This is a genomic window from Verrucomicrobiia bacterium (assembly GCA_036405135.1).
Taxonomy (GTDB): Bacteria; Verrucomicrobiota; Verrucomicrobiia; order Limisphaerales; family JAEYXS01; genus JAEYXS01.
The window spans coordinates 253,862-271,645 of record DASWYF010000002.1 but is presented as its reverse complement, the minus strand read 5'-3'; the positions used below and the strand labels follow the sequence as shown (position 1 = coordinate 271,645).

General features: G+C 55.4%; 19 protein-coding genes. 12 read left to right on the top strand and 7 right to left on the bottom strand.

What is annotated here, in order from left to right; genetic code table 11:
• Positions 1 to 85: 85 nt before the first annotated feature.
• A complete protein-coding gene (locus tag VGH19_01260; protein ID HEY1169971.1) occupies positions 86 to 604 on the bottom strand; it encodes a DUF1643 domain-containing protein in 519 nt (172 codons plus the stop codon).
• Positions 605 to 627: 23 nt separating this feature from the next.
• Positions 628 to 1,686, bottom strand: a complete 1,059-nt coding sequence (gene rsgA / locus VGH19_01255) for a ribosome small subunit-dependent GTPase A (protein HEY1169970.1) — start codon at positions 1,684 to 1,686, stop codon at positions 628 to 630.
• 307 nt (positions 1,687 to 1,993) lie between these two features.
• Between rsgA and VGH19_01250 the strand changes: the two genes are divergently transcribed.
• The gene (locus tag VGH19_01250; GenBank protein HEY1169969.1) at positions 1,994 to 3,136 is read left to right on the top strand and encodes a radical SAM protein; all 1,143 of its coding nucleotides are present in this window, start codon (positions 1,994 to 1,996) and stop codon (positions 3,134 to 3,136) included.
• 185 nt (positions 3,137 to 3,321) lie between these two features.
• Here VGH19_01250 and mpl read toward each other — a convergent pair whose 3' ends face one another.
• The gene (gene mpl / locus VGH19_01245; GenBank protein ID HEY1169968.1) at positions 3,322 to 4,767 is read right to left on the bottom strand and encodes a UDP-N-acetylmuramate:L-alanyl-gamma-D-glutamyl-meso-diaminopimelate ligase; all 1,446 of its coding nucleotides are present in this window, start codon (positions 4,765 to 4,767) and stop codon (positions 3,322 to 3,324) included.
• A gap of 71 nt (positions 4,768 to 4,838) precedes the next feature.
• Here mpl and VGH19_01240 point away from each other — a divergent pair, with 71 nt between their 5' ends.
• The gene (locus tag VGH19_01240) at positions 4,839 to 5,456 is read left to right on the top strand and encodes a DUF1080 domain-containing protein (protein HEY1169967.1); all 618 of its coding nucleotides are present in this window, start codon (positions 4,839 to 4,841) and stop codon (positions 5,454 to 5,456) included.
• Between the two features lie 4 nt (positions 5,457 to 5,460).
• Here VGH19_01240 and moaA read toward each other — a convergent pair whose 3' ends face one another.
• The gene (moaA, locus tag VGH19_01235) at positions 5,461 to 6,528 is read right to left on the bottom strand and encodes a GTP 3',8-cyclase MoaA (GenBank protein HEY1169966.1); all 1,068 of its coding nucleotides are present in this window, start codon (positions 6,526 to 6,528) and stop codon (positions 5,461 to 5,463) included.
• Positions 6,525 to 7,388 (bottom strand): hypothetical protein, encoded by an 864-nt coding sequence (locus tag VGH19_01230; protein HEY1169965.1) that lies wholly within the window; start codon positions 7,386 to 7,388, stop codon positions 6,525 to 6,527. Before VGH19_01230 ends, moaA begins: the two co-directional genes overlap by 4 nt.
• Before the next feature lie 152 nt (positions 7,389 to 7,540).
• Here VGH19_01230 and VGH19_01225 point away from each other — a divergent pair, with 152 nt between their 5' ends.
• The 7 genes from VGH19_01225 (at position 7,541) to queD (ending at position 13,235) form a co-directional block, all read left to right on the top strand.
• Positions 7,541 to 8,203, top strand: coding sequence for an LON peptidase substrate-binding domain-containing protein (locus tag VGH19_01225; protein HEY1169964.1), 663 nt, complete (start codon positions 7,541 to 7,543; stop codon positions 8,201 to 8,203).
• A complete protein-coding gene (locus VGH19_01220) occupies positions 8,200 to 8,532 on the top strand; it encodes a DUF1844 domain-containing protein (protein ID HEY1169963.1) in 333 nt (110 codons plus the stop codon). The genes VGH19_01225 and VGH19_01220 overlap by 4 nt, the downstream gene beginning before the upstream one ends.
• Positions 8,533 to 8,543: 11 nt before the next feature.
• Entirely contained in the window at positions 8,544 to 8,882 is a 339-nt protein-coding gene (locus VGH19_01215; GenBank protein ID HEY1169962.1) for a hypothetical protein, read from the top strand.
• Between the two features lie 107 nt (positions 8,883 to 8,989).
• Entirely contained in the window at positions 8,990 to 10,210 is a 1,221-nt protein-coding gene (locus VGH19_01210; GenBank protein HEY1169961.1) for a hypothetical protein, read from the top strand.
• Positions 10,211 to 10,234: 24 nt separating this feature from the next.
• Positions 10,235 to 11,491 carry an MFS transporter gene (locus VGH19_01205; protein HEY1169960.1) on the top strand — a complete coding sequence of 419 codons (1,257 nt, stop codon included), beginning with the start codon at positions 10,235 to 10,237 and terminating at the stop codon, positions 11,489 to 11,491.
• A gap of 8 nt (positions 11,492 to 11,499) precedes the next feature.
• Complete coding sequence (locus VGH19_01200; GenBank protein HEY1169959.1) at positions 11,500 to 12,870, top strand: acyl-CoA reductase; 1,371 nt, start codon at positions 11,500 to 11,502, stop codon at positions 12,868 to 12,870.
• Positions 12,867 to 13,235 (top strand): 6-carboxytetrahydropterin synthase QueD, encoded by a 369-nt coding sequence (gene queD, locus VGH19_01195; GenBank protein HEY1169958.1) that lies wholly within the window; start codon positions 12,867 to 12,869, stop codon positions 13,233 to 13,235. The genes VGH19_01200 and queD overlap by 4 nt, the downstream gene beginning before the upstream one ends.
• 11 nt (positions 13,236 to 13,246) lie before the next feature.
• Here the strand turns inward: queD and VGH19_01190 are convergent, their stop codons facing one another.
• Both VGH19_01190 and VGH19_01185 read right to left on the bottom strand, forming a co-directional pair.
• Entirely contained in the window at positions 13,247 to 13,660 is a 414-nt protein-coding gene (locus tag VGH19_01190) for a helix-turn-helix domain-containing protein (GenBank protein HEY1169957.1), read from the bottom strand.
• Positions 13,657 to 13,965 (bottom strand): type II toxin-antitoxin system HigB family toxin, encoded by a 309-nt coding sequence (locus VGH19_01185; protein ID HEY1169956.1) that lies wholly within the window; start codon positions 13,963 to 13,965, stop codon positions 13,657 to 13,659. The genes VGH19_01190 and VGH19_01185 overlap by 4 nt, the downstream gene beginning before the upstream one ends.
• A gap of 124 nt (positions 13,966 to 14,089) precedes the next feature.
• Here VGH19_01185 and VGH19_01180 point away from each other — a divergent pair, with 124 nt between their 5' ends.
• The 3 genes from VGH19_01180 (at position 14,090) to VGH19_01170 (ending at position 17,677) form a co-directional block, all read left to right on the top strand.
• Positions 14,090 to 14,842, top strand: a complete 753-nt coding sequence (locus tag VGH19_01180) for a 7-carboxy-7-deazaguanine synthase QueE (protein ID HEY1169955.1) — start codon at positions 14,090 to 14,092, stop codon at positions 14,840 to 14,842.
• A gap of 154 nt (positions 14,843 to 14,996) precedes the next feature.
• Positions 14,997 to 16,226 (top strand): mandelate racemase/muconate lactonizing enzyme family protein, encoded by a 1,230-nt coding sequence (locus tag VGH19_01175; protein ID HEY1169954.1) that lies wholly within the window; start codon positions 14,997 to 14,999, stop codon positions 16,224 to 16,226.
• 8 nt (positions 16,227 to 16,234) lie between these two features.
• Positions 16,235 to 17,677, top strand: coding sequence for an SLC13 family permease (locus tag VGH19_01170; protein HEY1169953.1), 1,443 nt, complete (start codon positions 16,235 to 16,237; stop codon positions 17,675 to 17,677).
• Positions 17,678 to 17,784: the final 107 nt, after the last annotated feature.

Here is a 17,784-nt window from a genome sequence, read left to right as displayed (position 1 = left end):
TTCACAACAGCCCACAGTAACGACCAGCGCTTTCGTTCCTCCTTCTCCCCTCGGAGGGGAGAAGGATTGAGGATGAGGGGTGCCCCTACTTATTCGTTCTGTCTGAAAACCTAAACTTCTGTGCAGAATTCGGAAGCCGAGATGGATGTCTAGGCTGTCCATTCATGGTTATTCCCAGACACATCATTTGTGGAATAGTCACAGCAACCATCGGCCCTCTATTCTTGAGAATGCCGTGTTCTCCCCAAGCTCCAACTACCAATGCGGATTCTTTCAGCGCTTTTTTGAAATAATAATCGTTCTCAGGACCGAAAGGATCGGATTGCGCTTTCATGACTTTTGGACTCGTTGCCCGATAAGCAAACAAGTTGATCATGATCATCCCATCAAAGCTCCAGCTCTTGGCAAAATTTCGGCATCGCCGAATTGTTTGATCATCCTGAAATGCATCTGCCGTAGAAGGATTCAACCCAATAAAGACTACCAACTTGGTATTGGCTTCATTTGTAGCCCACACACGACGCAGTTCGTAACGATACAGCTTACAAACACTCAAAACGGCCGACCTCTTTTCTCCTTCTATGAGTTGAAATTGGGAGGCCACAGTTCTTGTCAGAAAATTCTAACTCACCCCTTATTAAACACCCTATGCAGCACGCGGCTGTGCTTCTCTCGCGTCTTCCAGCCCTTCTGCCGTTTCACTTCTTTGAGGAATTTCTGCTCCTTGCTCAGCTTCACGTAATTTTGATACCGATCCTCATCGATCTTCCCCTCAGCCCGCGCATCCAGCACCGCGCACTTCTTCTCCTGCGTGTGCGTGCAATCACGGAAATGACAATTCACCGCCACCTCATCGATATCTGCGAACGCGCGATTCAACCCCTCATCCGCCAGCCACACGTAAAACTCCCTCATACCCGGCGTATCGATCACGATGCCCCCTTGCGGCAGCGGGATCAGTTCACGCCAAGTCGTCGTATGCCGTCCCTTGGAATCCTCATCCCGCACATCACCCACCGGTAACACATCCTCCCCGTAAATATCATTGATCAAGGTGGACTTCCCCACACCGGACGTGCCGAAGAACACCACCGTGTCCTGCTTGCTGATCAATTTTTTGATCGCTTTGATGCCCTTGCAAGTGATGGCACACGTCGTCAGCACCGGCGCATCGCCCGCCGCTTTCTCAGCTTCCGCCACACGCGCCTTCACGTCATCGCACAGGTCCAGCTTGTTCAGGACAATCACCGGTTGCGCCCCACCTTCCCGCACCATGACCAGCATACGTTCCAACCGGGGAATATTGAACGTCTGATCCAGCGCCTGCACGACGAACGCCCGATCAATGTTCGTCACCAAAATCTGCTCCTGCACATCGCGCCCTGTCAGCTTGCGCGAGAGCGAGGACTTGCGCGGCATCACCTCATGGATGGTCGCCTTCCCCTCCGTTTCCAACGGCGTGACCACCACCCAATCACCCACCTTCGGCAAATCCGATGGGCTTTTGGACTCATGCAAAATCTTTCCCGAACACTGCCCTGTTAGCCGACCGCCATCCGTATACAGACGAAAATAATGCTTATCCTCAATCGCCACGCGCGCCGGAATCAGCCCTTGGGCGCGATGCGGCGCGAACTGTTTTTCCAGCTCTTCCGTCCAACCTAATTGTTCCAAACTCAACGTCATTCAGCGCCACTAAAGGCAATAATCCCATCACTATACCCAAATCCCACTACAAAACGCAAACCCTGTGCTGCCGGATTCCAGCCGGCAGTTCAAACGCTCCCGCCGAAGCATTTAACCCCGCAAATATAGACTCACCCTATCCTGTCGGAATACGCCCGCTACCTTTTACTTCGGCCCCTTATTCCACCACGCTAGCCCCCTTACTGCCGGCAAGATGCCAGCAGCACATTGCTTTCTTTCTTCACCCATTCGTCACGAATCAAGAGTTGCGCTATCTTCCGCCAGCCGGAAACATAAGCCGTTGTCCATGAGCGATCAGCCCATCACAGCTACGACCCCTTTGCCACCCGTGGTAAAACCGCGCAAGAGCCCCTTCAAGCTCCTCGGCGAGGTGCTGGACCATGGCGGCCCCGGTTACCTGCAATTTGCCATCACGAACATCTGCAATGCCGATTGCGGCTTCTGCGGCTTCGCCCGTTCCAAGTTCGATCCCAAAGCCCGCCGTAGCGTCACACTGAAGGAAGCTACCGACGTCATCGACATCGCGCTGAAAAATCACATCGGCTACCTGCTCTTCGTCGGTGGTGAGCCCATGGTCCATCGCGATCTCCGCGCCATGATCCGTTATGCTGCCGAGCGCGGCATCCACCCGATGATCTGCACGAACGGCGGCCTGTGGAACGAGGACAACATGAAGGCGCTGGCCAGCGACGGCCTCAGCAGCGTCATCATGTCCATCGATGCGCACGATGTACAGAAGCACGAGAAGAATCGCGGTCTGCCCGATGTCTGCCGCAAGATCAAACGCGCGAACGAATATTTCCAAAGCGTCGGCATCCAGACCACCGCGAGCATCACCGCGAGCCGCCTGATCGAAGATTACGAGAAGCTCCCCGCTTTCCTCGAATCCGTCGGCTTCAAGAGCTGCACGTTCAGCTATCCCCTCACCAGCCTGCAATCCAGCTACCTCAGCTTCAGCGATGGCGGCCTGGTGAACTTCAACAACAACGAACTGCTCGAAGTCTTCGAGCAAATCAAGCGGATGAAGCACAACAGCGGTTACCCCGTGGTGAACCCCACGGAATCACTGACCGAGATGCAGCGTCATCTGCGCGGGGAAAAAGAAAAGTTCGGCTGCCTCGGCGGTCACAAATATTTCTATCTCGATTGGCACCTGAACCTTTATCGCTGCCACTTCTGGGAAACCCCAATGTGCAACGTGTATGACTGGGATGACTCCAAGCTCATCCGTGATGGCTGCACCCGCTGCATGATCGATTGCTACCGCGATCCCAGCATCCTCCAATTCGTCGCCATCAGCGCCAGTGATGCCTGGCAGAGCCTAAAAAAAGGCAACGTGGTAAAGGCCGCGAAACACGTCTTCGACTCGCGCAACGTGACCTCCATCAAAGCCGTCTGGGAAGACCGGCAATGGATCGGAAAGGTGTAGCCCGACGAAGCACGCAGCCCCGTGCTGCTGGCATCTTGCCAGCAGGATTGAGGCACCCGACGAAGCACATTCTTCCGAACATCCGAACGCCTAAACCTGTCGGCTAACAGCTAAGCTGCTGAATCTTCGCAATCTTACTTTAGCTGCGTCAGCCCCTTTACTGCCGGCAAGATGCCGGCAGCACATTACTTCCCCAACCGCTGCAGCAGCTTGTCATGTATCCCACCAAACCCGCCGTTGCTGAACACGCACACCACATCCCCACGTTTCGCCTGCTGCCCCACATGTTCCACGATGGCTTCCACCGTGGGTAGATAAGCCGCCGGACGCCCCGCCGTCTGTAAGTCCGCCATCAGCTTTGCCGGGTCCATGCGTTCATTCACCGCGAGCAATTCCAGGCGCGCCACCTCAGACACCACTACGGCATCCGCTAGTGCCAAAGCCTCAGCCATCTCCTGCTGAAACACATTTCGCCGTGTGGTATTGGAACGTGGCTCAAAGATCGCCCAGAGCGGACGATCCGGATATTTCACGCGCAACGCACGCACCGTTTCCTTGATCGCTGTGGGATGATGCCCGAAATCATCGATCACCGTCACGCCACCCGCATCGCCCTTCACCTCCATGCGGCGCTTGATGCCTTTGAACGTGCTGAAACCGCCCTGAATCTGTTCATTCGTCAGGCCGCAATGCTTCGCCGCCGTCGCGACTGCCAGAGCATTGCGCACGTTCAATTCACCCACCAACGGAATCTCGAATGTGAAACCATCCAGCGCAAAACGTGAACTGCTATCGCGCAAATCCAAAGACTCAGCGCGCACGTCATTGCCCGCACTCAGGCCAAAACGTTTCACTGGTGCGAACTTCACGTTGAGCAACGGCTGCAGATTCGCCTCATCGCCATTCGCCACGATCAAGCCATTGCGCGGCACCAAGCGCAGCAGATGCGTGAATGACTTTTGCACCGCCGCGAGGTCTGCGAAGATGTCCGCGTGATCGAACTCCAGGTTGTTCACGATCGCCACTTCCGGCAGGTAATGGATGAACTTGCTGCGCTTGTCGAAGAACGCGGTGTCATACTCATCACCTTCGATGATGAACCATTCGCTGTTCGTGAATCGCGCGCCCTGCCCCAGATTCGTCGGGATACCACCGATCAGGTAACTGGGATTTTTCCACGCATGTTCAAACACCCATGTGAGCAAGGACGTCGTAGTCGTTTTCCCATGCGTGCCGCTAACCACCAACGAGCGTTTGCCGCGGATGAAAAATTCTTTCAACAATTCCGGCAACGAACAGTAACGCAGTTTCTTATCGAGCGTCAGTTCTGCTTCAGGATTGCCGCGCGAGATGGCATTGCCGATCACCACCAGATCAGGATTATGTGCCAGATTCGCTTCGCTGTAGCCGGAGAACACCTCGATCTTTTTCTCCGCGAGGAAGGTGGACATGGGCGGATACACGCCTTGATCCGAACCGGTCACTTTGAAGCCGCGCTCTTGCATGGCAGCAGCCGCAGAGGCCATGGCTGTGCCGCAAATTCCGATGAAGTGAACTGTCTTGATGTCCGCAGACGAAAGCATGGGCGGATGATGAACGATGGCCGAAAGCTGGGAAGCAATAAATCGCATCAGAGCAATTTTGCTTGTCACTTGCTGGAAAAAGACTGGCGGAGAAAACAAACCTGAACTTTATTAGAAGCATGACCCGTTTTTGCACCCTCATCGCCTTATGCCTGCTCACCGCTTGCGCCACTGGCAGCGCGAGCAAAGGTCCGCAGACTCTTTTCAACGGTAAGAATTTCGATAGCTGGGTAAAGCTACATGGCGGTGAATGGACGGTGGAAAATGGCGAGATCGTCGGACGCAAAGGCGTCGAATGGACGACCAATCCGGAGAAAAGCGGCTCCTGGCTGCGCACGGAAAAAGAATACACCGACTTCATCTGGGAGCTGGAATACTCAGTGAATGAGAAAGGCAATAGCGGCGTCTTCATCCGCTCCGCCATTGAGAAAAACCCGGCCTTCACCGGTCACGAAATCCAAATCTTAGATGACCATGGACGTGAACCAAAGAAGTTCACCACCGGCTCACTCTACGATGTGGTCGCCCCTACGAAGAACATGTCCAAACCGGCGAATGAATGGAACACGCTGAAGATCGAAGCTCGCGGCCCGCGCGTGCAGGTGTGGCACAATGGTGAGCAGATCGTGGATCACACCCCAGCCCGTTCCTTGAAAGGTTATCTCGGTCTACAGAATCACGATGACAAGGCTGTGATCCGCTTCCGCAATATCCGCGTCACCGATCTTAGCCAGTAATCGCTCAACCTCCGATGCAGCTCATCGAGCGTTCGGGTTGCTGGAACTCCGGTTCGCCGATGTGATGGCGATCTTCTTTTTGCCACACAATAGCACGCAGGCGTTTCTGGATTTCCTCATCACTCGCACCACCGCGCAGGAGCGGCTTCAAATCGTGCTCACCTAGACTGAACAAGCAGGTGCGTATCTGGCCATCCGCCGTGAGCCGGATGCGATTGCAATGGCCACAGAACGGCTCGCTCACAGGTGCGATGATGCCGATCTCACCTCGCCCATCCGGGAACGCCCAGCGTTTGGCTGTCTCTGAAAGGTTCACTGACTTCACCGGTCGCAGATCGAACTTCGCCTGCAAACGCGCTAAAATCTCTTTCGCGCTGATGACCAAATCTTTCTGCCAAGCGTGCTTGGAATCCAAGGGCATGAATTCGATGAATCGAAAGGAAATATCTTCTGCGCGCGCGAATTCAGCGAGTGCTTCTAACTCATGATCATTCACACCCCGGATGAGCACGGCATTCACCTTGACGGGTGTGAAGCCGAGTCGCCGCGCGAGCTGGATGCCATCCAGTACTTCCTGAAGACCATCGCGGCCAGTGATCTTTTTGAAATTAGCGTGATCTAACGAATCGAGACTGAAGCTCACGCGCTTCAGTCCAGCAGCCTTGAGGGCCTGTGCCTTCTCCTGAAAATGAAAACCGTTCGTGGTGATGGCAATGTCTTCGATACCCGGAATCTTCGCCACGCCCGCCACCAGATTCTCCACGCCCTTACGCAAGAGCGGTTCGCCCCCCGTGATGCGGATCTTATCGACACCGAAGCCAGCGAAGATACGCACCACGCGCTCAATCTCCTCCAAGGTAAGAATCTGCGCCTTGGGTTTCCAATTCAGGGCGATGGGTTTCGCGGGATTGGGATTGCGCAGGATGTCGAACTTGGAGCGGTAAAAGTTCGCTGCCTCTTCCGTCTCAGGGAGACAGTAGAGGCAGCGAAAGTTGCATCGGTCGGTAATGCTGACGCGCAAATCACGCATCACCCGACCGTGAGAATCTATGAGCGGCGCGCGGAGGCTCATTTCGGCGCCGGAGGCGCAGCCGGGGCGTTGGTGGGTGAATTGATCTTCACGCCGCCATCCCGACGGATCTCGACATCAAGCGTCGGAGCCGCATTCGTGCCCTTATCCTTGCCAGACGGAGGCTTCACGAAGCCGTCCTGCATCAATTGACCACCCTTGCGGATGTCACCTGCACCGTAGATACCACGGCGAATCCATTCCAGACGCTTCTGGATGTTCAACTCTTCTTTCAATTGAGAAATCTGGGCGCGGAGGAATTCGAGATCGGCCATCTGGCGTTCCAGTTCTGCCTTTTCGGATTGCAAGCGTTTCAACTCCTTGAGGAGAAAATCTTTATCGCCTTGGGCGGCTGTCAGTTTCTGCTGAGTCTCGGCGATGTTCTTTTCCAAGCCTTGGATAGAGGTGCTGAGTTGCCCCATCTTCTGGGTCAATTGGTCGCGATTCGTTTCCAGTTCCGCGATTTGAGCATCACGCTTGGCGATCTCCTGACGAGCAGTTTCCGCAGCCAGCTCGGCGCGCTTCTTCGTATCAGCAGCCTCTTGCGAAACTTGCTTCAATTGGGCTGCCGTTTTGGAGAGATCGTTGCTCGTATTGGCCAGATCTGTTGATGTGCGAGTCAGATTATTGGACAAAGTGACCGTCTCCTGGGTCAGGCTCTGCACCGTGGAGTCCAGTTTCTCATTCACCTTCTTCTGATTTTCCAGGTCGCCACGAATCTTCACAATCTCGCTGGATTTCGTCTCGATGACTTGATCCTTCTCCACTTTCATCTTGGTGGCGAGGCTCTTGTCTCGACGCCATGAAAGAGCCAGCAATCCGCAGGCAACCACCAAAATAATTATTACTACTTTCGACTTCATAGACCTAGTTTGCTTTCGGTTATCTGTTTTGTAAAGGCGTCCGTGCAACTTGCTCGTTACCCGCCATTGTTTTCAGCACGCCCTATGCCGCTTGCATCCTTACCAGTCAGACTTAGATTATTCACATGGATTTGCCGTCAGAGATAGGCGTCATGGTATTGCCGAATGCCACACTATTCCCGCATACCATTCTACCGCTCTACATTTTCGAACCGCGTTACCGGACCATGCTGGCCGATGCGCTTTCTTCGCACCGATTGTTTTCAGTAGCCCTGCAACGTCCGGACAGGGTCCGCGAGACCCCATCCGAGGTGGCCGGCGTCGGCATCATCCGCGCATCCGTCCAGAATAAAGACGGCACGTCGCAGATGATTGTTCAAGGAATGAAGCGAATTCAGTTGGGCAAGATGATCCAGTCCAAGCCCTACCGCGTCCACGAAATCGCGGTTTTCCAGCCAAACTTGCTGAATCCGGGCATCGCCGAAGCCCTCATGGTGAAGGCCCGGGAACTGATAAAAATTATTTTTGATGAGGGTTTTTATCCCGGAGCCGAGCTACTCAAGAAACTTCCGGCGAATGAAAATGATGCCACCATGACGGCTCAGGCTACGGATTCTTACCAACACTTCCTGCGACAGATCGAGCAGTTACAAGACCCGGAGATCTTCGTGGATGCCGTGGGCGGCACCTTGCTCACCAGTGCGGCCGAACGGCAGGTCCTTTTGGAGACCCCAGAGATCGATGAACGCCTGAAACACCTCGTGCATTTCCTGCTCGCGCTGATTGAACGTGCCCGCAACACTGGTGCGAAATGAAATTTTCGTTCCCGTCAGATGAATCTCTGGACCAGGCCTCGCGCGATGAGATCATGTCCCACCTGTTCACCGGCCTCGTCCTGCAGCATTCGCAGCTCGCCATGATGATGCTGGGGCGTGTGGCTGATCCTGATACGGGCGCGACGGCTCCGAAGGACTTGGAATCCGCCAAGATGTTCATCGACCTGCTGGAGATGCTGGAATTCAAGACCCGTGGAAATCTCACCCCTGCCGATGCGGCCCTGCTGAAAGAGCACATCGAACTGACACGTGATGCGTTTGCGAAAGAGCTGGATGAGCATGTGGAGCAGACGGGCGGGCAAGACTGAGAATTTCAGCCATGACCAATAACTTGAAGACGCTGGTTTTGGCACTGGGTCTTTGTGGTCTTGTCATGTTCGTTTCCTGCACAACGGAAACTCAACCCGATACAACTCCACCTGCGACAAAGGATATCGAAGTCGTTACCTATCATGATCGGAACGGAGATGGAAAAGCGGATTTGGAAAAACATAGCTTTCCCGGCTGGGCAGATCGCGATTGGGTGCTCCGTGATGATGATTTCGACGGACGATTTGAGAAGAAAATCGTCTTTGGGGTTGCCGTTTGGGAACACGTTGTAGATTTCCCTGTGCCAACCTCGATCCAGCTCGAAAAAGGCACGCCTGCAATTTTTTGACACCAAACTGCCCCTTGCACAAGCAGCCCTGACCTGCTTCATTATCCATCCGGCTGTCGCGGAAAACCAGCCGGAGACGTTACCCAACGTCCCAATTAAAACCGCACATGACAGAACAGCGTCCATTTCATGCATTCGCTCGTCGCCTAGGCGACGCGATTTCCCGTGCCTCACAGCAGCCTGAATCCTTGGGCGAGGCTGAATTTCAAGCCCTAGCACTCCAACTGTTCCAGCTCCAATACGATAGCATCGTCCCCTATCGGAATCTTTGTAACCGCCGCCGTAAGACACCGCAAACGGTAACGGCTTGGCGCGACATCCCAGCTTTACCCACGACGGCATTCAAAGATTTGGAACTGACTTCGTTACCGCCGGAAGAGCGCACAAACGTCTTCCATTCCAGCGGCACCACGGAGCAACGCCCCAGCCGCCATTTTCATAGTGCGGATTCATTGGCGGTTTATGAGACCTCATTGCTGCCCTGGTTTGCGAAGCATGTGCTGCAAAGTGCTGCCGGATTCCAGCCGGCAGTAAGAGCGGCCACGCACTTCAACGACACATCCAAAGCCGAAACGCAGCCCCCATCACCCTCGCCCCTCGGAGGGGAGAGGGCCGGGGTGAGGGGTGCCCCTTCCCTGCAATACCTCGCCCTCACTCCCCCGCCCTCATCCTGCCCTCACTCCTCGCTCATCCACATGTTTGAGTCCGTGCAAAAGAGCTTCGGAATGGGCACGCCTAAATTTTATGGTGAATTAGGCACGAACAAAGCATGGGAAATCCGTTTCCCGGAAGTGTTCACGACCTTGGAAAATGCGATCGCCACGGGACAACCCGTCCTGCTCCTCGGCACCGCATTTCTTTTTGTTCATCTCCTCGATGAACTCGAAACACGTAGCCTGCATTTCCAATTACCCACTGGTTCGCGCCTGATGGAAACGGGCGGCTACAAGGGGCGTTCACGCGAACTGCCGAAAGCGGAATTGCATCGACTGCTCGCTCAGCGTCTTGGCCTGCCTGACACCGCCATCCTCTGCGAATACGGCATGAGCGAACTAAGCTCGCAGGCTTACGATCGCGTTTGCGATTCCCCTGCTCCACGGCGTTTTCAATTTCCACCATGGGCACGCGTCGTCGTCGTTTCACCGGAAACGGGGTTGGAGGCGGCGATCGGCGAAACCGGTCTGGTACGGATTCACGATCTCGCGAACGTGTGGTCTATTGCGGCGGTCCAGACGGAAGACCTCGCCATCCGCCATGCCGATGGCTTTGAGTTGCTGGGCCGCGCTGTTCAAGCCGAGCCGCGCGGCTGCTCGCTGATGGCCCGGTGATGTGATATAAATAAAACTTCTGAAATGACCGCCACGAACGACCATCGTCCAAGAACACTCTTCCTGAGTGCCGCGCTGCATGCCTTCACGCATGTCTATCAAGTCGCGCTGATCCCGCTCTATTTGCTCATCCGGGATGACTTGGAACTCGATGGCGTGGGCAAAGCCACGTCGCTGGTCACCGTGATGATGATCTCCTATTTCCTGCCCAGCTATCTGGCCGGCGTTTTGGCGGATAAATTCAGCAAAAAGAATCTCCTAAGCATCGGCTTGGCGGTCAATGGTCTGGGTTTTATCGGTCTGGCGCATGCGGGTGATTATCCTGCTGCTTTGGGCTTCGTGGTTCTCGCTGGCCTTGGTGGCAGCCTCTTTCATCCCGCAGCGACCTCACTTATCGCCCGCCTCTATCCCGAAAGCACCGGCCGCGCCATCGGTCTGCTGGGGATTGGTGCCGGCATTGGATTTCTCATCGGCCCTATCTATTCCGGTTGGCGTGCAGAGATGCTGGAGCCGATGATCGGCCCATCTGCTTGGCGTAAACCGGTTTTTGAACTCGGTCTGGCTGGCCTCATCATGGCCGTCATTTTTAACAGGTTTGCCTCGGACAGTAAATCGGCGGAGCATGCTCAAAGCAGCCCAGAAGTGAAAACTCCTCTCTTTCCCACAACTGCGCTGTGGGTCTTGTTTATTGGAGCGTCATTCTTTTTCGGCCTGCGTGATTTCACGGGCTTCGGCATGGGTAGTCTTACCTCGCTCTTTCTACAAAAGGCACATCATTTTGACACCAAGCTGACAGGCTCCACGCTGAGCATCATCTTCCTCGCGGCCAGCTTGAGCAATCTCGTGTTCGGTCGCGTGACCGATCGTTTCAAATGGACTGCCATCGTGCTCGTGATTGCGGGTGTATTGGTCTCCATCACACCGCTCTTCCCCTCTGAATGGATCTTCGCGCCGTTGTTCGTTTACGGCTTCTTCTTCATGGGCACGTATCCGATGATCGAAGCCGTGCTGATGGAATCGGTGCCGGATTCAGTGCGTGGACGTATCTTCGGCGTGTTCATCACCATCGGCGGTGGTATCGGCAGTCTCGCCCCGTGGATCCTCGGTGAATGGGTCAGAAGAGTGGATGAGACCGGTGCGGGTAATCCCACCGTATATCTTCCGCTGTTTGGCTTGCTGACCGCAACAGTGCTGATCTCCCTGTTCGGCCTGCCTTGCCTAAAAGCCATCCAGAAGCGCGAAAAAGAAGAAGCGTTGCATCCCGCGGCTAAAACTAACTGAGAACGCGCATGAATCTGCCCAACTACTTCCTCGCTGACCTACCGCCCGAAGCCACCCTCACCGGGCCGCTCATCGCGGAGGCGTGCCAGACGTTGAAGCGGAACCGGGTGCAGTTCCTCGCGCAGCGTTCCACCACGGCGATCATCCGCGTGCTTTGCGAAGTGGCGGAGAACTGGCAGAAGAAAACTTATCCTTTCCGCCAGATGGCTTTGGAAAACGGCCCGCAACAGACGGGCTTTTCCCGCCACACATTGGAGCGCGGCCTTGATGATTTCTTCAGCCAGATCACGGAAGAAAACCTCGAAACACTACTATCGCAGGAACTCGGCCATACGAAGCGCCTAGATACGTTTTCAGCGAGCAAGGAAGAGCGAATCGGAGATCGCACCTCCATGGTCACCGGACCGGATATGCTGGTGCATATCGCGGCGGGTAATCTGCCGAATCCTACGTGGATGAGCATGATCCTCGGACTGCTCACGCGTTCCGCCCAGTTCGTGAAATGTGCGCGTGGTGCCTCGTATCTGCCACGCCTCTTCGCGCACTCGCTCTATGAAGCGGATGCGAAACTCGGCGCGTGCCTGGAACTCGCTGAGTGGCCCGGTGGAGAGCGGGAACTGGAAAGCGCGCTCTTCGCCGAAGCCGATTGCGTGACCGCCACCGGCTCAGATGAAGCACTGGCGGATATTCGTTCACGCGTGCCTCTTCGTGTGCGTTTCCTCGGCTACGGTCACCGCGTGAGCTTCGGTTACATCGCGCGCGAGATGATGAGCGATTGGACTCTGGCCCAAGTAGTGAAGCAGGCGGCGGATGATGTGGTGGCGTGGAATCAGCTCGGTTGCCTCAGCCCGCATGTCATCTATGTGGAGCGGAATGGCGCATTGGAACCGGCCCTGTTCGCGGCCAAGCTCGCGGATGAATTGGCCGCCCGTGAATCTGCCGAGCCGCGTGGACCATTGGATACGTTTAGTGCCGCAGCAATCCAGACGCGCCGTGCTTTCTACGAAGTCCGCGCGGCGCATCTGCCTGACACGCAACTCTGGTGCAGCGAGAATTCTACTGCTTGGACGGTCGTCTTCGAGAATGACACCAACTTCCAGCTTTCGTGCCTGAACCGCTTTATCTACGTGAAGCAACTGACGGATCAGGAAGAGTTGCTCCGCACGCTGGAGCCGCTACGCCAGCAAATTTCCACGGTCGGCCTCGCGGCGACGGATGTCACCGCGCAGAAACTGGCCCTGCGTTTCGCCCAATGGGGCGTGACGCGCATCTGCCCGCTGGGACGGATGCAAAAACCGCCCCTCACATGGCGTCATGACGGCCGCCCGCCGCTCAGCGACCTCGTGACATGGACTGATTGGGAGAAAGATTCCGCATGAAAATGGACTTACGCCGCACGTTTCAATTCGAAGCCGCCCACCTGCTGCCGCACCTGCCGGAGACGCACAAATGCCGTCGCCTGCATGGCCACAGCTTTCAGGTGGAGATCGTCGTCACCGGCGAAGTCGATCCGAGCTTCGGCTGGGTGATGGATTACGCCGATGTGAAGGCCGCCTTCAAACCGCTGTGGGATCGCCTCGATCACTATTACCTGAACGAAGTGAAAGGTCTGGAGAACCCGACGAGCGAGAATCTCGCCATCTGGATCTGGCAGGAACTGAAGCCGCGTCTGCCGTTGCTCAGTGAAGTGGTGGTGGCGGAGACGTGCACGGCGAAGTGTGTTTATAGAGGACCGCAGGCGTAGTGGACCTTGTCTCAATCGATAAACACTTCGACCGGTAAGCCGAACCGTTCCGCGAGTTTCTTGATATGAGGAATGGTCAATTGCCGCTCCCCGTTCATAATACGCACGCCCAAACTCCGGTCACAGCCGAGTAGTCTAGCCAGATCAGCCGCTGACATATCATTTGCTTCCAGCAGGTGACGGAGCAATTCGATACCTTTCACCTCGGAAGGTGGAACGTGCTCGCGTTCATAGGCTTCTACCAGCGTGGAGAGAGCATCAAAATAATCCTCCTGCTCCCGATTCAACTTGTGTCCAGCCATGGGCTCCAGCATCTCCAGCGCATTCTCGAACTCCACCTTATCACGGACCGGACGCAGCATGTGCATTTCCACTAGTCCTTGATAGGTCTTGGGGAGAGAGCGAAAAGCCAGTTGAGTCTTCATAATTCGTCCTTCCATTGATCTTTGCTATATTCGGCGTGAGTCAAAAAGCGCAACACAAACACAATCTGACGGTTGTAATGCACTGCGGCTATGAGACGGTAATTATTACCAGCCGCATTGAACACCACTATCACCCGCCCGCTGGCCACTTTCACACCATCAGCACTGGCATACATCTGCCGCACATCCACCAGATTATGCCATCGGGCACCACGAACCGCCTTCCGCCACCCCTCCAGATACGGCGCAGCATTGGGATGCTTGCGCGCCATCGCCAGCAGGAATGACTCCTTGATGATCCGCACGATGACAATTTGTCACCACAACTAGAGACTGTCAACCCTCCTGTGATGGACCAGTTCAAACTCCCGGCTTTCCCATTCTCCAATCTATGTTTATCTGTGTCCATCTGTGGTTAAACACGAGTAAATGAAAATCGCGCGGCTCAATGGTAAGGGTGAGATCTTTCACAGCCTGCAAGGCGAAGGTCGCAGCCTCGGTGTGCCCAGCGTTTTCATCCGCGCCTCGCTCTGCAATCTCCACTGCATCTGGTGCGATACGGATTACACCTGGAACTGGACAGGCACGCCTTTCAAACATTTGCGCGATGCTAATCCGGGCTATCAGAAGTTTCGCAAAGAAGAGCAAATCATCGAGCTGACCACGGAGGAGATCGTGGCGGAGGTTCATCAATATACGAGCCGCAATATCGTGCTGACGGGTGGCGAGCCGATGCTGCATCAGCCGGATTGGATCGCGGTCATCAAAGGTCTGCGAGCTCTTGATCCGAGCTATACGGTGGAGATCGAGACGAATGGCACCATTCTGCCGACGCCTGAATTAGACACCCTACTCACGCACTATAATGTCTCGGCCAAGCTGGCAAACTCAGCGAATGCAGAACATCTGCGGGAACGACCTGAGGTGTTGAAGTTTTACGCGAGCAGTCCCAAAGCGTATTTCAAATTCGTCATCAGCCAAGAGGTGGATCTGCAAGAGGTGCTGACGTTGCAGAGCAAGTATGGCATCCCCAACCGACGAATTTATCTCATGCCACAAGGGACGAGTGTGGCGGATCTGGATGCGCGGCAGGCTTGGTTGGTGGAGACTTGCTTAAAGCATGGGTTTAATTTTACGGATCGATTGCATATCAGGTTGTTTGGGGAAAAACGCGGAGTTTAAGCCTTCGTCATTCGGATTTGGGCATTGGTCATTTCAAAATCCATCCTCGACACCCCCGCCCCGTCCCCTTAAAACGCCCGCCGTCCCTGATGTATTTTTTGCCACCAGTATATTTGAATTTTGAACCGTCGTTGCCCGACGGAAAGGAGTCCTTTTGAAAATCACCAAGGTTGATTCGTTCCTGTTGTCCTACGCGTTTCCTGAGCCCATCAAACTGCCTTTCTTCGGCGGTGAACGCACCATCCTCAAGCGCGACGCGATGTATATCCGCGTCACGACGGATACGGGTTTGAAAGGTTTCGCTCCGGGCCCAGCGCATGAACGCGCGGTGCATGAGATCAAGGACATCATCGCGCCATTCCTTATCGGCAAAGATCCGCGGCAATGGGCGAGCTTCAATTTTCAAGCGGACCTCGAGGTGAAGAAGACTTACTACGCCGTGGAGATCGCGGTGCTGGATGTCGTCGCACGTTTCGAAGGCTGCCCGCTCTCCGAGATCATCGGCGGGCGCAAGCGCGATACCATCAAGCTCTACGGCAGTGCGGGCATGTATATGCCACCGGATAAGTTCGCGGAAGAAGCCGCCGCGGTGAAGGCGATGGGTTTCCCTGCTTACAAGATGCGTCCCGCGCTCGGACCAGATAAGGACATTGAGACCGTTCAGAAAATGCGTGCGGCGACAGGACCTGATTTCGGCCTGATGATCGATGCCCACTCTTGGTGGCGCATGGGTAGCAACAGCTACAACTACGACACAGTCGTAGAAGTCTCCAAGGCCATCAATGAGTTCAAGCCCGTGTGGCTCGAGGAACCCATCCCGCCCGACGACCATGCGGCATATCGCAAGTTGATGGCCGCGAAAGTTATCCCTGTCGCCACGGGTGAGCATGAGCAAACGGAAGCGGATTTCCTTGATCTCATCGATACGAAGGCAGCGAATTACATTCAGGCAGACGTGTGCTGCCAGGGCGGTGTGGCGATGGGTAAGCGCCTCTTTGATGCCGTGGGCAAAGCTAACTTGAAGTTCGCTTTCCATAGCTGGGGCACCACGCTGGAAGTCCTCGCGGCGGCGCATCTCGGCATCTGCTGGGGTGAGAACGTCGTGGAATGGCTCGAATATCCCTGCTACTCGAATAGCGGTCGCAAAGGCATGTATGCCTTCCCTGCGGCCGATGAGATTCTCGCGGAACCGATGGAGATCAAGAACGGTTACCTCACGGTGCCGAAAGGTCCGGGCCTCGGTATCGAGGTGGATGAAAGTATCGTGGAGAAGTATCCGTTCATCCCCGGTCCGTGGTCTTACTTCCGTATCGATAATCCGCCGGAGACCATTGCCGTCACGGGTGATCACAGCGTGAAGTGGGTGGAGGAAGAGAAGAAATAATCACGCTGATGGACCCGCTGCTCATACTTCTTATCGGCATCATCGTCGTGGTCGGCGGGATTCTCGCCTTGCGATTGAACGCGTTTCTGGCGCTCATCCTCGCGGCCTTGGTCGTAGGGTCGCTGACTTCTACTACGGCTTTGCAGGAGTTCGGCAAGAACCGGAAGCTGTCCGAGAATGACACCAAGAAGCTCGTCAACCAATCCGTGGGCGAACGCGTGGCGGTTGAGTTCGGCAAGACCTGCGGCAGCATCGGCATCTTGGTGGCGATGGCGGCAATCATCGGCAAATGCCTGCTGGAAAGTGGCGCGGCAGAGAAGATCGTCCGCACTTCACTGAAGCTACTGGGTGAGAAAAATGCGCCGGTGGCATTTGCCGGAACGGGCTTCACGCTCGGTATTCCCGTATTCTTTGATACGGTCTTTTATTTGCTGATTCCATTGGGCAAAGCCCTCGCCAGTCGTACGGGGCGGAATTACGCGCTCTATGTGATGACCATCACCTGCGGCACGACCATGGCGCACTCACTCGTGCCGCCCACACCCGGCCCGCTCTTCGTGGCGAATGCCCTGAACATCCAGATGGGCACAATGATGGTCTGCGGCATCATCCTCGGTTTGTTCACTGTCGTCACCGGACTCATCTACGCATACTGGGCCAATCGCAAATGGCCCATGCCCGTCCGCGAGACCAGCGGAGAATCGCTGAAGGAAATGGAGAAGATGACGCAGCGCCCGGAAAGCGAACTGCCGGGTTTCTGGCTCGCGCTCATGCCCATCTTACTACCCGTGGTGCTGATCGGTGGTGAAGGTTTTATCACGGATGCGTGGGGTAAAGCGGCGGCTGGAACACTCGCTGCTTGGCAAAGCGGCTTGCTCTGGTTCTTTCAGAAATTCGGCGACAAGAACATCGCCATCGCTATCGCAGCAGGCATCGCCTTGCTCACCGTGGTGAGCCAGAAACGGAAAACTAAGAAAGAGATTTCTGCTGGTGTTCAAAGCGCCTTGGAGAGCGGCGGTCTGATCATCCTCATCACGGCAGCCGGTGGTGCTTTCGGCGGTGTTCTCCAGCACACGGGTGTGGGTGAACGCATCCGCGATCTGGCGGCGGCTTACCAGATTGGCATTTTGCCCCTCGCCTTTTTCGTCACCGCACTCATCCGTACGGCACAAGGTTCCGCGACTGTGGCCATGATCACCACCATCGGCATGTTGCAGAGCATGGCCGCGCCGGAGACGCTTGGGTTCCATCCAGTTTATCTCGCGCTTGCCATCGGGTGCGGTTCCAAGCCGTTCGCGTGGATGAATGACAGCGGCTTCTGGGTCGTGTGTAAGATGAGCGGCATGACGGAAGGCGAAACTCTGCGCAACTTCTCCGTGCTGCTGACCATCATGGCGATCGTCGGTCTGGTGCTGGTGATGATCGCGGCGAAGATGTTTCCGATGGTTTGACCCGCTTTTTCTGCTCGACGCCTCCGGCCTGCATAGGAATATCACGGTGTTCCCAGAACTCGTGATATACTCCAGCCATGCAGACCGTCACTTTGACATCTGACCAG

What these genes read in the sequence shown, in the direction of transcription:
- VGH19_01220 (HEY1169963.1), top strand. Translation starts at nt 8,200, where the DNA reads ATGAAATTTTCGTTCCCGTCAGATGAATCTCTGGACCAGGCCTCGCGC.
- VGH19_01190 (HEY1169957.1), bottom strand. Translation starts at nt 13,660, where the DNA reads ATGAAGACTCAACTGGCTTTTCGCTCTCTCCCCAAGACCTATCAAGGA.
- VGH19_01210 (HEY1169961.1), top strand. Translation starts at nt 8,990, where the DNA reads ATGACAGAACAGCGTCCATTTCATGCATTCGCTCGTCGCCTAGGCGAC.
- VGH19_01250 (HEY1169969.1), top strand. Translation starts at nt 1,994, where the DNA reads ATGAGCGATCAGCCCATCACAGCTACGACCCCTTTGCCACCCGTGGTA.
- VGH19_01180 (HEY1169955.1), top strand. Translation starts at nt 14,090, where the DNA reads ATGAAAATCGCGCGGCTCAATGGTAAGGGTGAGATCTTTCACAGCCTG.
- VGH19_01230 (HEY1169965.1), bottom strand. Translation starts at nt 7,388, where the DNA reads ATGAAGTCGAAAGTAGTAATAATTATTTTGGTGGTTGCCTGCGGATTG.
- VGH19_01200 (HEY1169959.1), top strand. Translation starts at nt 11,500, where the DNA reads ATGAATCTGCCCAACTACTTCCTCGCTGACCTACCGCCCGAAGCCACC.
- mpl (HEY1169968.1), bottom strand. Translation starts at nt 4,767, where the DNA reads ATGCGATTTATTGCTTCCCAGCTTTCGGCCATCGTTCATCATCCGCCC.
- rsgA (HEY1169970.1), bottom strand. Translation starts at nt 1,686, where the DNA reads ATGACGTTGAGTTTGGAACAATTAGGTTGGACGGAAGAGCTGGAAAAA.
- VGH19_01225 (HEY1169964.1), top strand. Translation starts at nt 7,541, where the DNA reads ATGGTATTGCCGAATGCCACACTATTCCCGCATACCATTCTACCGCTC.
- VGH19_01215 (HEY1169962.1), top strand. Translation starts at nt 8,544, where the DNA reads ATGACCAATAACTTGAAGACGCTGGTTTTGGCACTGGGTCTTTGTGGT.
- moaA (HEY1169966.1), bottom strand. Translation starts at nt 6,528, where the DNA reads ATGAGCCTCCGCGCGCCGCTCATAGATTCTCACGGTCGGGTGATGCGT.
- VGH19_01205 (HEY1169960.1), top strand. Translation starts at nt 10,235, where the DNA reads ATGACCGCCACGAACGACCATCGTCCAAGAACACTCTTCCTGAGTGCC.
- VGH19_01170 (HEY1169953.1), top strand. Translation starts at nt 16,235, where the DNA reads ATGGACCCGCTGCTCATACTTCTTATCGGCATCATCGTCGTGGTCGGC.
- queD (HEY1169958.1), top strand. Translation starts at nt 12,867, where the DNA reads ATGAAAATGGACTTACGCCGCACGTTTCAATTCGAAGCCGCCCACCTG.
- VGH19_01240 (HEY1169967.1), top strand. Translation starts at nt 4,839, where the DNA reads ATGACCCGTTTTTGCACCCTCATCGCCTTATGCCTGCTCACCGCTTGC.